An 11,901-nucleotide genomic window follows, 5' to 3' on the forward strand; every position below is an offset into this window, starting at 1 on the left:
TTCCGGGCGCACCACAGCTCGCGCTCCGCGCGCCCCGCAATGACAGGGCCTCACACCTCCAGCGTCACCGTGACAGGCACGTGATCCGACGGCCGCTCCCAGCTGCGCGCGTCGCGCAGAATCCTGAAATCCTGCACCGCGTCTTTCAGCGCGCGCGAGACCCAGATGTGATCGAGCCTGCGGCCGCGGTCACCGACGGTCCAGTCGGCGGAGCGGTAGCTCCACCACGTATAGACCTTCTCCGACATCGGAATGCGCTCGCGCGCGACGTCGACCCATTCGCCGGCGGCGAGCGCCGCCTTCAGCTTCTCGGTTTCGACGGGCGTGTGCGAGACGACTTTCAGAAGCTGCTTATGCGACCAGACGTCGTTCTCGTGCGGGGCAACGTTGAGATCGCCGACCAGGATATGGCGATCCTCACCGCGCGGATGCAGCGGCTCGCACGCCGTCATCTCGTCGAGGAAGCGAAGCTTGTGGTCGAATTTCTCGTTCAGCGCGGGATCGGGAATGTCGCCGCCCGCGGGCACGTAGAAATTATGCAGCACCAGCGGCTTTGCGATGCCCGCGTTCTCGCCGAACGACACCGAGATGTGCCGCGAATCCACCTTATCGCAGAAGGTGCGGATGTCCTTCGATTCGAACGGAATCTTCGAGACGATGGCGACGCCGTGATAGCCCTTCTGACCGTTCAGCGCGACGTGCTCGTAGCCGAGCCGCTTGAAGCGCTTCATCGGAAAGGCGTCGTCGATGCACTTGGTCTCCTGCAGGCACAGCACCTCCGGCCGCGCGCTCTTGAGAAATTTCGCGACCAGATCGATGCGCAGCCGCACCGAATTGATGTTCCAGGTTGTCAGGGAAAGACGCATGGGGACGATCTAACAAACTCCATCCGTCATGGCCGGGCTTGACCCGGCCATCCACGCCTTTTTGTAGGACCCAAAACGTGGATGCCCGGGACAAGCCCGGGCATGACGACCGTCGGAGCAACCCATCAGCTCTCAACCCGGCGACGGGCCGTAATTGGTGAAATCGATCTTGAACATGCTGGGATCGAGCTTCTTGCTCGAATCCAGATTGTAGACCGCGATCGTGGTGTCATAGCCCTGCGGATCGGTGACCGTCCACTGCTTGAGCTGGCCGTCCTTGGCACCGAACATCAGGAGCAGCCGGCTGGTGCCGACCAGCGCCTGCTTCTCCTCGATGGTGACGCTGACATAGACGTCGTCGGCCGAGACGTTGACGACGTTGGTGTCCTTCATCAGGTCGATGCGGTCGGACAAGAGAAAGCGCAGCGGCGTCTGCGACAGCGGATAGACGTCCTGGGTCGCGAGCTTGCGATCGCGCACCACAAGGGACGAACCGTCGGCGATGATGTCGATCGGGCTCGGCGCGTCATATTCGAAGCGTACCTTGCCCGGCTTCTGGATGTAGAAATCGCCCTGCGTCTTGCTGCCGTCGGGGCCGACCTGGACGAAATTCCCGACCAATGTCTGAAGCGACGACAGATAGGCGCTGACCTTGGCGGCCTGTGCCTTCTGGTTGGCATCGAAGGTCTGGAAGATGCTGCTCGGCACGTTGCGCCGCGGATCCGGAATCACCGGATTCGGCGGGGTCTGCGTCGCGCCGGTGACGGCTGGGCCACCGCCGGCCGGAGCGCCATCGCGGCCCTTCGGCGCAGGCTTCGGCATCGGCACGGTCTGCGCGAGCGACGCACCGGTCACCATCGCGGCGGTGACGAGAAGCACGCCGGCCACGCGCGCGCTTCGCGCGGCGATGAGGGCAGCGAATCGAATGTCCGGATGTCTGATCAACGCGTCGTCCTGTATGGCTGGGCGCCTTTTAGCGTGATTTCGGGCAAAAGCAGATATCGATTTTGCGTGAAATTAGGTTTCAGAGGCTCCTCGCCTCACATATGGCTGTCTTCTTCCTCGACCAAAATCTCGCGCTTGCCGGCGTGGTTGGCGGGACCGACGATGCCTTCCAGTTCCATGCGCTCCATCAGAGACGCGGCGCGATTATAGCCGATTTGCAGGCGGCGCTGGATGTAGCTGGTCGAAGCCTTGCGATCGCGTTTGACGATCGCAACCGCCTGCTGGAATAGATCGCCGCCGCCATCCCCGCCCATGCCGGTGGCGTCGAACACGGCGCCGTCCTCGTCCTCGGTCGGCTCTTCTGCGGTGACGGCTTCGAGATATTCCGGCTGCCCCTGCGTCTTGAGGTGACGCACCACTTTCTCGACTTCCTCGTCGGAAGCGAACGGACCGTGCACGCGGCTGATGCGGCCGCCGCCGGCCATGTAGAGCATGTCGCCCTGGCCGAGCAGCTGCTCGGCGCCCATCTCGCCGAGGATGGTGCGGCTGTCGATCTTGGAGGTGACCTGGAAGGCAATGCGGGTCGGGAAGTTCGCCTTGATGGTGCCGGTGATGACGTCGACCGACGGGCGCTGCGTCGCCAGGATCACGTGCAGGCCGGCGGCGCGCGCCATCTGCGCGAGACGCTGCACCGCGCCTTCGATGTCCTTGCCGGCGACCATCATCAAGTCGGCCATTTCGTCGACGATGATGACGATGTAGGGCAGCGGATCGAGCGAGAGCTTCTCTTCCTCGTAGATCGCCTTGCCGGTCTCCTTGTCGAAGCCGGTGTGCACCGTGCGCGTCGGCTCCTCGCCCTTGGCCTTCAATTCGAGCAGGCGCGTGTTGTAGCCGTCGATGTTACGCACACCGAGCTTGGCCATGTTCTTGTAGCGCTCCTCCATCTCGCGCACGGCCCATTTCAGCGCGACCACCGCCTTTTTGGGGTCGGTCACGACGGGCGTGAGCAGATGGGGAATGCCGTCATAGACGGAGAGTTCGAGCATCTTCGGATCGACCATGATCAGCCGGCACTGATCAGGGCGCAGCCGGTAGACCAGGCTGAGGATCATGGTGTTGATCGCGACCGACTTGCCCGAGCCGGTGGTGCCGGCGATCAGCATGTGCGGCGTGCGGGCGAGGTCGATGATGACGGGCTCGCCGCCGATGGTCTTGCCGAGGCAGAGCGGCAGCTTCGCGACCGTGTCGGTCGCTTCCTTCGCCACCAGCAATTCGCGCAGGTAAACCTTCTCGCGATGCGCGTTCGGCAGCTCGATGCCGATCGCGTTGCGGCCGGGCACGACGGCGACGCGGGCCGAGAGCGCGCTCATCGAGCGGGCGATGTCGTCGGCAAGACCGATCACGCGCGAGGACTTGATGCCGGGCGCCGGCTCCAGCTCGTACAGCGTGACCACGGGGCCCGGATTGGCCTTCACGATCTCGCCGCGCACGCCGAAATCCTGCAGCACGCCTTCGAGCGAACGGGAATTGGTCTCCAGTTCGGCCTTGCTCAGCGGCTGGCGATCGCCAGCCTTCGGCGCGGCCAGCATGGAGACGGACGGAAGATCGAACTTGTCGGAGGATTTCTTGGAAGCGGCCTTCGTCGCAGCCTTCTTCTTCGGGGCGCGCGCGGCGGGCTCCTCCTCTTCCTCCTCCTCGACCTCTTCTTCCTCGTGCTCGTCTTCGTAGTCCTCGTCCTCGGCCTGCGGCGAGATCGAGGGTGCGGCGCGGCCGCCGCCGAGATTCGGCTCCTGGCGGCTGAACTGAGCGGCCTTGGTCTTCGGTCCGCTCGAGACCAGCGCGCGGTAGGCAGCGCCCAGTAGCCAGATCAGCCGGGCCTTCGTGCTCATCAGCGCATGGAACAGCCAGCCCAGCGACACGGAGCCGCGATCGCTCTCCTCGTCCTCGTCGAGCGGCTTGTCGTCGTTCTCGATCTCCGCAAGCTCGTCGTCGTGCTCGCGTGCGCCGAGGCCGCAGGCGATCAGGAAGCTCGCGGCCATCGCGGCGAACAGGATCGTGCCCAGCACCATGCGATAGATCGTGCCGGCCGGTCCGAAAATCACGGCGGGCGCGCGCACCAGGGCATCGCCGACCACGCCGCCGAGTCCGGTCGGCAGCGGCCATGCGCCGCCATGCGGCCAGCAGCTGACGAAGCCCGCCGCGATCACCGTGCAGAGAATCCAGGAGCCGAGCCGCAGCGCCTCGCGGTCGAACGGGCGATGCGTCATCATGCGCCAGCCCCAGACCGCAACCGTCAGCACCAGCATGATCGCGCCGAGCCCGAGGATCTGCATCGCAAGGTCGGCGCCGATGGCACCGGCATAGCCGAGAATGTTGCGGATCGGCCGCGAGGTGGCGTGGCTGAGGCTGGGATCCTGCACCGACCACGTCATCAGCGCCGCCGAGGCGACACCTGCCAGCGCGATCATGCCAAGCCCGGTAAGCTCGCGCATGCGCCGCGCCAGCCCCTCGCGGATCGAGGGCGGCAGATGAGCGACCAGTGGAATGACACGTTCGATTGCCGACATGCTCACGGGCCCCGCCTAACCCAGAGTCTCGACCAGACGGTGCAGCGCCTGCGCCGTCGTCTCGCCATCCTGCACCAGCGCGAGGCGGATGTAGCCCGCGCCGGGATTGAATCCGTCGGGCTGCTGTCGCGCCAAGAAGCTGCCGGGCACCACGCGCACGCCTGCTTCCTTGAAGAGCTTGAGTGTCACCGACACGTCGTCGCCGACTTCTGAGGTGTTGAGCCAGACGCAGAAGCCGGCATCGGGGCGGCGATAGCCGTAACGATTGCCGATGATCTGGTCGGCGAGATCGAACTTGATCCGGTAGAGCCTGCGGTTCTCCTCGACATGCGCCTCGTCGCCATAGGCGACGGTCGCGACATGCTGGAGCGGCACCGGCACCTGGGGTGCAGCGATGTTGCGCAGCTCGAGGAACATGCCGATGAATTTCTTGTCGCCGGCGGCGAAGCCGACGCGCAGGCCCGGCAGGTTGGAGCGCTTCGACAGCGACTGGAACGCAACGACGCGGGTGAAATCGGGACCGGCACATTCCAGCGCGCTGCCGGGGGCCTCTCGGGTGTAGATCTCGGAATAGCACTCGTCGCTCAGGATCACGAAGCCGTAGCGATCGGCGAACTGCTTCAGTCGCTCGAAATAGTCGGGCCTCGCGACCGAGCCCTGCGGATTGGCGGGCGAGGCCAGATAGAACGCCACCGTGCGCGCCAGCGTCGCCTCATCGATGGCGTCGAGATCGGGCAGGAAGCCGTTCTCGACCGTTGTCGGCAGATGGACCGGCTCGCAAGTGGCTGCGAGCGCGCCGGCGCCATAGACCGGATAGAACGGGTTCGGCATCAGGATCGCAGGCTTGCCGGGGCGCGGGCCGACATAGCGCGCGGCCGCCATCGCGGCGAGGAACAGCCCCTCGCGGCTGCCATTGAGGACGAGAATCTCGCTCTCGGGGTCGAGCGGCCGCGGCAGCTTGAATCGCGACGACAGCCAGGCGCCGGCGGCGTGGCGGAACGGGTCGGTGCCCTTGTTCGCGGGGTAACGGCCGAATTCGGCGATGTGCTTGGCCAGCACTGGGCCGACGAAGTCGGGCACGGGATGCTGGGGCTCGCCGACCGCAAGCGAAATCAAGGGCTTGCCCGGCTGATGCGGGGCCAAAAGCTCATTCAACCGGACGAAAGGCGAGCGCTCGGAATCGGAGCTTCCACTGGCCTGCGGCGCACGGGATGAAGCGGTCATAGCCATTGTTGACGCCAGCACTCTTGGAACGGCCGGTCGCTACCATAGGCGCCGGCGGGAAGCGGTTCAGTTCACCATAGATAGGGCGAGGTTAAGACGCGATTAACCATCGGCCGCCGCCGTCGTCCAGAGCGGGAATAATGGGACCGGATTACAACGGGATGCATGGCGGCTCCCACCTCTCCCGCTTGCTTGCAGGAGGGGGCGCACCGCCTTCGCGGCTCGGTCTTAGTGCCCCGGCAGCTTCTCGAAGGTCTTCATGCCTGCGGGGATGGTGTGGAACTCCTGCATGTCGCAGGTGTAGATCGCCATCTGCGGCTTGAATTTTTCCGGCTCGTCCAGTGTGCCGACCTTCACGACTGCGGCCGGCAGGCCTGGAACCTTGGTCACGAGGTGCGTGCCGCATTCGGCGCAGAACTCGCGCGTGACGGCGCGTTCGAGATCCTTGCGCCTGAACTGCTTCGGTTGGCCGGTGATGTAGGTGAAGCCTGCCGCCGGCATCGCGATGAAGGTGTTGGGTGCGCCGCCCGAGATGTACTGGCACTCGCGGCAATGGCACTGCGCCTGCATCATCGGGTCGCCCTCGGCGACATAGCGCACTTCGCCGCAATAGCATCCGCCTTCCAAACGCATGACGACCTCCCGATTGTTGTTCTTGAGGTCGATATTTCTGCGCCGGCTTCGCGGAATGGCAATCTTTTTCTTCAGCGCGCCGATCAAAAGAAAGGGGCTCCAACTTGCGCTGGAGCCCCTCAACGGTCGGGGCATTGCCGGGTATGTGCCCAAACCGTAGTTGTGGACGCGATCTCCAGAGGAGACCGCGTCCGGGAGGAGAGTTACATGTTGTAGGCGCGCTCGGTGTGCTCGGTGATGTCGAGGCCTTCACGCTCGCTCTCGACATTGGCGCGGAGGCCAACGATCACATCGACGACCTTGTAGAGGATCGCCGAGCCGACGCCCGACCACACGAGCGTGGTGCAGACGCCCCAGAGCTGGGAGATCATCTGCGCCGCGAAGTCGTAATCGGCAACCTTGGGCGGGATGGCGGTGTAATCGATGATGCCCGCACCGCCGAGCGCCGGGTTGACCAGAATGCCGGTGCCGAGGGCGCCGACGATGCCGCCGATGCAGTGTACGCCGAACACGTCGAGGGAGTCGTCGTAGCCGAGCGCGTTCTTCACGACGGTGCAGAAGAACAGGCAGACCACGCCGACGACGAGGCCGAGGACGATCGCACCCATCACGCCGGCGAAGCCGGCAGCGGGCGTGACGGCCACGAGACCCGCGACAGCGCCGGAGATGACGCCGAGCACCGACGGATGACCCTTCACGATCCACTCCGCGAACATCCACGACAGCGCGGCGGCTGCGGTGGCGACGAAGGAGTTGGTCATGGCGAGCGCAGCGCCGCCGTTGGCCTCGAGGTTAGAGCCGGCGTTGAAGCCGAACCAGCCGACCCAGAGCAGCGAGGCGCCGATCATCGACATGGTCAGCGAATGCGGAGCCATCAGCTCCTTGCCGTAGCCGACGCGCTTGCCGATCAGGAGAGCGCCGACGAGGCCTGCGATGCCGGCGTTGATGTGCACCACCGTGCCGCCCGCGAAGTCGATCGCGCCCTTCTTGAAGATCCAGCCGGCGTCGGCGTTGATCTCATCGAGCTTGGCCTGCGCCGCGGTCTTCGCCGCCGCATCACCCGCCGCAGCCAGCGCCTTGGCCGCATCCTGGATCGCGTCCGGGCCGGGCCAGTACCAGACCATGTGCGCGATCGGGAAGTAGATCAGCGTGACCCAGAGCGGAATGAAGAGAGCGATGGCCGAGAACTTCATGCGCTCGGCGAAGGCGCCGACGATGAGGGCGGGCGTGATCGCCGCGAAGGTCATCTGGAAGCACATATAGATGAGCTCCGAGATGTTGGCGTCGACCGAGAAGGTCGCGGCCTTCGAGTCGGTGGTGACGCCCATCATGAAGGCCTTGGAGAAGCCGCCGATGAAGTCGGAGCCGCCGGTGAAGGCGAGGCTGTAGCCGTACACGGCCCAGATCACGGTGACGACGCAGACGGTGTAGAACACCTGCATCAGTACCGAGAGCATGTTCTTGGAACGGACGAGGCCGCCGTAGAACAGCGCGAGACCGGGGATCGTCATCAACAGCACCAGCACTGTCGATGTCAGCATCCAGGCGTTGTCTCCCTTGTTGACCGTTGGCTCGGCGTAGGCTGCGGTCGCAGCGAACAGGCCGACTGCGAGAGCCGCCAATCCCGCGCCATAGGGACGCTTGAACGTCATATTGTTTACTCCTGATTGGATAAGGTTGAGCGCGAAGTCAGAGGGCCGCGGCATCGGCCTCGCCGGTGCGGATGCGAACCGCATGGTCGAGATTGATGACGAAGATCTTGCCGTCGCCGATCTGTCCGGTTTTCGCCGCGGACGTGATGGCGTCGATGGTCTTGTCGACCTGGTCGGAGGCGACAGCGACCTCGATCTTGATCTTGGGCAGGAAGCTCACGGCATATTCGGCGCCGCGATAGATTTCCGTATGGCCCTTCTGGCGGCCATATCCCTTGACTTCCGTCACCGTGAGACCGTGAACGCCGATGGCGGTCAGGGCGTCACGGACTTCTTCAAGCTTGAATGGCTTGATAATCGCCATAACAATTTTCATGGGTCCTATCCCCGCTTGGGCCCGGTCCGGACGTGGCCGGGCGTTTCTCGACTGGTTCGCCACGAGGGAGAATTTTCACTACGCGGGCACAGCCGGACCCCTTAGAATCAAATGCCGTGCCAGATCAGCCTCATTGCCTAACGGATTATGAAAACGGGCGTTTTCGCGGTTGACTGGTATTGCGCTGCGGTGCGCTATTACGTCGCGCTCAAAACGTGGTCACGTCTGCTCAAATCTCGGGCACGACAGGCCGTCGACACAATGTTGCTCACGTGCCGGGCAGCGGGAAGGTAATTACGTAGCGCACGTGCCTATCGCAGGGCTTCGCCCTGCTGCAAACCATCCACCTCTCAGGTTCCTGCTCACGCGATACGCGCTGCAAGCCGGACTTCCTGATCCAAGCCTGGGGGGCCGAAGGCCGCCATTGGGTCGATCAGGCGGCGTCGCGCGCCGCAAAAACCCGATCGATCAATCCCCATTCGACGCCTTGCTGCGCAGTCATGAAGTGGTCGCGGTCCAGCGTCCGTTCCACCTCCTCCTCGGACCGCCCGCAATGCCGCGCATAGAGCCGGATGATGCGTCGCTTGGTTTCCTGCATCTCGTTGGCATGGATCAGAATGTCGGATGCCTGGCCCTGAAAGCCGCCGAGTGGCTGATGGACGTGAAGGCTGGCGTTCGGCAGGGCCGCGCGGTGCCCGGGCTCGCCGGCCATCAGCAGGAACGAGCCCATCGAACGCGCGGTGCCCATGCACAGCGTATGAACCGGCGCCTTGATGAATTGCATGGTGTCGTACATCGCGAGGCCGCTGGTGACCACGCCGCCATAGGAATTGATGTAGAGATTGATCGGCCTGTTCGGGTTCTCCGCTTCCAGAAACAAGAGCTGCGCGCAGACGAGGCCCGACATCGCATCATTGACCTCGCCGTTGAGGAAGATGATCCGCTCGCGCAAAAGCCGCGAGTAGATGTCGAAGGATCGTTCGCCGCGGGCGGATTGTTCGACGACCATAGGGACGAGCTGAAGCATGTCGCGCATCGGCGACCTCCATGTCTGCAGGGGATGAAGTCCGTTTGGTGTTAAGCCGCCGCGCGCATCACGCCGCAATTGCTGTTGGCGGCTTGCGGCAGCTTTGCGCCGATGTCGCAGGCCTGCTGGATGATGCGAAAGCGGGTGCCGCCGTCCTCGTTCGGTTCGATCCGGAAGATGACGTGGCTTTCGCGAAACGGCGGTTCGGAATCGCGAAGCCGGTAGCGCACCTCCTCGCCCGCGATCGACGATTCCGGCTCGGCGCCCGCAAGATCGCAATCCGGCAACCAGCGCTCGCGCAATTCGGGAATGGTCACGGCGCGCCAGACCTTTGTTGGCGGAGCATCGAAATCGAATTCGAGCACGAGCGCTTCGTTCGGACGATCAGGTTTCGCGGCGTCGCTCATTGAGCCAGTCCTTATTGGTCCATGTCCTTCAGGAGATCGGCAAGTGCTTCCATACGCTTCGGCCAATAGGCGCGATAGCGCGCGAGCCATGCCCCGATGGCGACAATTCCGTCCGGGTCGACTTCGTAATTGACAAAGCGGCCCTGCCGCTGCTCGCGCACGAGACCTGCCGCGCGCAGCACCGACAGATGCTGCGACATCGCTGGCTGGCTGATCTCCAATCCATCGCGCAACGCGCTGGCATTCAGGCTTCCGCCAGCGAGTTTCTCAAAGACCTTGCGGCGTGTCGGGTCTGCCAGCGCCTTGAAGATGTCGGCTTCGGTCATGACGATACATAAGCACATGCTTATGTGTCGTGCAAGCCCGGAATGAAGGTCGGGCAGCCGATGGCTTACTGGAGCGCTTCGCCGTGCTGCGAGATATCGAGTCCCTCCAGCTCATGCTCACGGGATACGCGCAAGGGCACGAACAGGCCGACCAGCTTGAGCAGGACGAAACTGACGCCCGCCGACCAGACGAAGGTAACGGCGACCCCGTAGAACTGGATCAGGATCTGCTGGGGATGGCCCTCCAGCAGGCCGGCGGTGCCGCCGATGGCGCTGGTCGCGAATACGCCGCCGAGCAGGGTACCGGTCAGGCCGCCGATGCCGTGGACACCGAAGACGTCGAGCGAATCGTCATAGTTGAAGCGGTGCTTCAGCCAGGTACAGGCCCAGTAGCAGACCGCACCGGCGATGACGCCGATGACGATGCCGTGCCAGGGCGCGACGAAGCCGGAGGCTGGCGTGATGGTGCCGAGCCCGGCCACCGCGCCGGAGATCATGCCGAGCACCGAGGGCTTGCGCCGCGTCGACCATTCGATCGCGCCCCAGGTCAGCGCGCCCGCGCAGGCGGCAAGATGAGTGGCGGTGATCGCCATCACCGCGCGCGAGTTCGCGCCGAGCGCCGAGCCGCCGTTGAAGCCGAACCAGCCGACCCACAACAGGCCGGTGCCCATCACGGCGAGCGACAAATCGAACGGCGAGAGATTCTCGGTGCCGTAGCCGTGACGGCGCCCCATCACCTTGGCCGCGACGAGGCCGCCGGTGCCGGCCGACAGGTGCACGACGAGGCCGCCGGCGAAATCCAAAACGCCCGTGCTGGCGAGGAAGCCGCCGCCCCACACCCAATGCGCCAGCGGAATGTAAACAAAGATGAACCAGGCGACCGAGAACAACAGATACGCCGAGAATCGCATGCGGTCGGCAACCGAGCCCGCGACCAGCGCCACCGTGATGATCGCAAACGTCATCTGGTACAGCATGAAAAGCGATTCCGGGATGGTCTTCGCAGCAGGGTTGACGCTGTCCATGGTCATGCCGGCGAGAAACCAACGGTCGAGCGTGCCGATCCACGGTCCGTCGCCGACGAAGCAGAGCGAATAGCCGAACGCGACCCAGAGAATGGAGATCAGCGTCACCGCGGCGAGGCTCTGCGCCATTGTGGCGAGCACGTTCTTCTTCCGCACCATGCCGGAATAGAACAACGCGAGCCCCGGGATCGTCATCATCAGCACCAGCGCGGTGGCGACGATCATCCAGGCGGTATCGGCGGTGTTGATCTCGGAGGCCGCGCGCGCCGGCGAAACCATCATCAACACGCATCCGATCGGCGCAGCCATGATGGCTACGCGGCGCAACAGTCCCGCCATGTCATTTCCCCCGGCATCGAAATTGATTGGCACGCAACGGCATCGACGCGTGCGATCGAAGAGGTGTGTTTAGAGCGCGTCGCTGTCGGTCTCGCCGGTGCGGATGCGTAGCGCGTGGTCGATCGGTGTCACGAAGATCTTGCCGTCGCCGATCTGCCCGGTGCGCGCGGTGGCGCTGATCACGCTCACGGCCTTGTCGGCGACATCGGAGGCGACGGCGATCTCGATCCGCAGCTTCGGCAGGAAGTTCACGACATATTCCGCGCCGCGATAGATCTCGGTGTGACCCTTCTGGCGGCCATAGCCCTTCACCTCGGTCACGGTCATGCCGTGGACGCCGATCGCCGTCAGGGCCTGGCGGACCTCATCGAGCTTGAAGGGTTTGATGATCGCGACGACGAGTTTCATGGTCAGGCCTATTCCCCGGGATGCGCCGCGCCGTATGTCCCCGGCGCCGCGTCAATCTGGCATCTTTCCGGGCAAATGGCACAAAAAAGTTGCAGGTTGAAGCGGA

12 protein-coding genes are annotated in these 11,901 nt (G+C 64.2%); all 12 read right to left on the reverse strand.

The features are described from left to right. Nucleotides 1–50: 50 nt before the first annotated feature. The 12 genes from xth to P6U27_RS01085 all read right to left on the reverse strand — a co-directional run bounded on the left by xth (nt 51) and on the right by P6U27_RS01085 (nt 11,795). Nucleotides 51–866 (reverse strand): exodeoxyribonuclease III, encoded by an 816-nt coding sequence (xth, locus tag P6U27_RS01030; protein ID WP_407193567.1) that lies wholly within the window; start codon nt 864–866, stop codon nt 51–53. 132 nt (nt 867–998) lie between these two features. Next, the gene (locus P6U27_RS01035; RefSeq protein ID WP_407194539.1) at nt 999–1,754 is read right to left on the reverse strand and encodes an outer membrane lipoprotein carrier protein LolA; all 756 of its coding nucleotides are present in this window, start codon (nt 1,752–1,754) and stop codon (nt 999–1,001) included. Between the two features lie 152 nt (nt 1,755–1,906). Further along, complete coding sequence (locus P6U27_RS01040) at nt 1,907–4,384, reverse strand: DNA translocase FtsK (RefSeq protein ID WP_407193568.1); 2,478 nt, start codon at nt 4,382–4,384, stop codon at nt 1,907–1,909. A 9-nt stretch (nt 4,385–4,393) separates the two neighbouring features. Continuing rightward, nucleotides 4,394–5,608: an aminotransferase class I/II-fold pyridoxal phosphate-dependent enzyme gene (locus P6U27_RS01045; protein ID WP_407193569.1), complete on the reverse strand. Its 1,215-nt coding sequence runs from the start codon at nt 5,606–5,608 to the stop codon at nt 4,394–4,396. A gap of 222 nt (nt 5,609–5,830) precedes the next feature. Continuing rightward, the gene (locus P6U27_RS01050; protein WP_122406312.1) at nt 5,831–6,235 is read right to left on the reverse strand and encodes a GFA family protein; all 405 of its coding nucleotides are present in this window, start codon (nt 6,233–6,235) and stop codon (nt 5,831–5,833) included. A 203-nt stretch (nt 6,236–6,438) separates the two neighbouring features. Then, complete coding sequence (locus tag P6U27_RS01055) at nt 6,439–7,887, reverse strand: ammonium transporter (protein WP_122400277.1); 1,449 nt, start codon at nt 7,885–7,887, stop codon at nt 6,439–6,441. A 37-nt stretch (nt 7,888–7,924) separates the two neighbouring features. Further along, a complete protein-coding gene (locus P6U27_RS01060; protein ID WP_008142813.1) occupies nt 7,925–8,263 on the reverse strand; it encodes a P-II family nitrogen regulator in 339 nt (112 codons plus the stop codon). A gap of 433 nt (nt 8,264–8,696) precedes the next feature. Continuing rightward, entirely contained in the window at nt 8,697–9,299 is a 603-nt protein-coding gene (locus P6U27_RS01065; RefSeq protein ID WP_122400278.1) for an ATP-dependent Clp protease proteolytic subunit, read from the reverse strand. 41 nt (nt 9,300–9,340) lie between these two features. Next, the gene (locus P6U27_RS01070; RefSeq protein WP_407193570.1) at nt 9,341–9,697 is read right to left on the reverse strand and encodes an SRPBCC domain-containing protein; all 357 of its coding nucleotides are present in this window, start codon (nt 9,695–9,697) and stop codon (nt 9,341–9,343) included. 11 nt (nt 9,698–9,708) lie between these two features. Then, nucleotides 9,709–10,023 (reverse strand): helix-turn-helix transcriptional regulator, encoded by a 315-nt coding sequence (locus tag P6U27_RS01075; RefSeq protein ID WP_129144341.1) that lies wholly within the window; start codon nt 10,021–10,023, stop codon nt 9,709–9,711. 65 nt (nt 10,024–10,088) lie between these two features. Next, on the reverse strand, nt 10,089–11,387 hold the full coding sequence (locus P6U27_RS01080) for an ammonium transporter (protein WP_129144340.1): 1,299 nt from the start codon (nt 11,385–11,387) through the stop codon (nt 10,089–10,091). Nucleotides 11,388–11,456: 69 nt separating this feature from the next. Continuing rightward, nucleotides 11,457–11,795: a P-II family nitrogen regulator gene (locus P6U27_RS01085; protein WP_122400282.1), complete on the reverse strand. Its 339-nt coding sequence runs from the start codon at nt 11,793–11,795 to the stop codon at nt 11,457–11,459. Nucleotides 11,796–11,901 lie beyond the last annotated feature (106 nt).

Source organism: Bradyrhizobium sp. STM 3566, assembly GCF_045571445.1.
GTDB classification, from domain to species: domain Bacteria; phylum Pseudomonadota; class Alphaproteobacteria; order Rhizobiales; family Xanthobacteraceae; genus Bradyrhizobium; species Bradyrhizobium vignae.